Annotated in this window: 2 protein-coding genes and 1 pseudogene; all 3 read left to right on the top strand. The window is 67.7% G+C overall.

The features are described from left to right. Positions 1-193, top strand: a pseudogene (locus VGC56_RS17215) (hypothetical protein); the annotation flags it as partial. Between the two features lie 3 nt (positions 194-196). Next, positions 197-361, top strand: a complete 165-nt coding sequence (locus VGC56_RS17210; protein ID WP_464126867.1) for a hypothetical protein — start codon at positions 197-199, stop codon at positions 359-361. Then, a complete protein-coding gene (locus VGC56_RS17205) occupies positions 312-1,571 on the top strand; it encodes an ISAs1 family transposase (RefSeq protein WP_464126865.1) in 1,260 nt (419 codons plus the stop codon). The genes VGC56_RS17210 and VGC56_RS17205 overlap by 50 nt, the downstream gene beginning before the upstream one ends. Positions 1,572-1,696: the final 125 nt, after the last annotated feature.

Below are 1,696 nucleotides of genomic sequence, written 5' to 3'. Positions count from 1 at the left end.
TCAGCCCGCCGAGCACCTCTGGCCCATTCTGGATGAGCCGCTCGCGAACCGCTACTTTGCGACCCTCGCCGATCTGGAACGCACGGTCGCAGACCGTTGCCGGGTCCTCGACGGCGATCAGCTCAGCCTCGGGACAAAGTTCCATTGGTGGCCCAAGCCGCTGCACAGGGAGCCGAGGCCCAACCCGATGTGACATGTGCGGCTGCTGCCGGCCGTCGAGGCCCAACCCGCAGACGTGCTCGCAGCTGACGGCTACATCTTTGCTACTCCGGAGATGCTTGCCGCCACCTCCGGTCTGATGAAGGCGTCCAATGCAAACACGGCAGGTAGCATCAACTGGTCGGGATTCTACGACTCTTGAGAGCTTGCCGAAGTCGCGCCTGAAAGCGCTTCTGGATCATTTCGGGCAAATCGAGGATCCGCGCGAGCCGTGGCGGGTGGCCCATCCCCTGCCGGAGGTGCTGTTGCTCGTGGTGTGCGGGACGATCTGCGACTGCGAGGACTACGATCTGATTGCCGAATGGGGCGAAGAGCACCTGGCGGTGCTGCGCCGCTATCTGCCCTATCACCATGGCGTGCCTGGCGGGCGCTGGCTCACGCAGTTGATAAACCGCATCAATCCGGGCCTGTTCGCGGCCGCCTTCACGGCCTGGGTGCGGGCGTCCTGGCCGGACCGCCCCGAGTTCGTGGCCATCGACGGCAAGACCTCGCGGCGCAGCCACGATCGCGCGACCGGCACGCCGCCGCTGCATCTGGTCTCGGCCTTCGCGACGACGGCCCGCCTGGTGCTCGGCCAGGAAGCCGTGTCCGACAAGGCGAGTGAGACCACCGCCATCCCGGCCCTGATCGAGCGCCTGGCCGAGGACGATGGGCTCAAGGGCGCGCTGGTCTCGATCGACGCCGTCGCCACCAACGCTGCCATCGCCGGCACGATCCGACGCGCCGGCGCCGACTACCTGCTGGCCGTCAAGGCCAACCAGCCCACGCTCCGCTCCGAGGTCGAGGCCCTGTTCGCCGCGGCCGAGCCGGCCGCGCTTGATCGCGCCACGGACCTCGACAAGGGGCATGGGCGCATCGAGGAGCGCACCGTCACCGTGGCCCGCGACGTCGACTGGCTTGAGGGCGCGCGGCGCTTTCCCGGCGAGTTGCGCCTGCCGGACGTGGCCTGTGTGGTGCGGGTCGCATCCCGCACCGAGCTGAAGGATTGCTGCCGGTTCGAGACCCGCTCCTACATCTCGTCCGCGCCGCTCACCGCCACGCGCGCCGCGCACGGCGTGCGCGGGCACTGGCGCATTGAGAACAGCCTGCATTGGGTGCTCGACGTGGTGTTTGCCGACGACCAGTCGCGCCTGCGCAAGGGCCACGGCGCGCACAACATGGCCGTCGTGCGCCATTTCGCCCTCAACCTCGTCAGGTCCGCTCCCGACAGGCCACCCCCGGCGCGATCACCTCTGAAACGAGGGCCCAAACCAGGCTCCAAACCCAAGGCAATGAGCCTCAAGCTGCGCCGGAAAATGGCAGGGTGGAACAGCGCCTACATGCAGACAGTCCTCAGTGCCAAAACGCGTTAACCTGGATTCGGAGCCCTGCCTGGTCGATAACATCTCCGGCCCCGAGAGCCCGGCCAAGAGGCCGAAGCGGCCCTTTTCGCTGCCCGACGAAGGTCTGGACGGTGGCCTGGGGCGCAAAGCACCCC

This window comes from Allosphingosinicella sp. (genome assembly GCF_036403745.1).
GTDB lineage: Bacteria > Pseudomonadota > Alphaproteobacteria > Sphingomonadales > Sphingomonadaceae > Allosphingosinicella.
The sequence above is the reverse complement of the archived record's forward strand: the minus strand, read 5'-3'. Positions and strand labels throughout refer to the sequence as shown.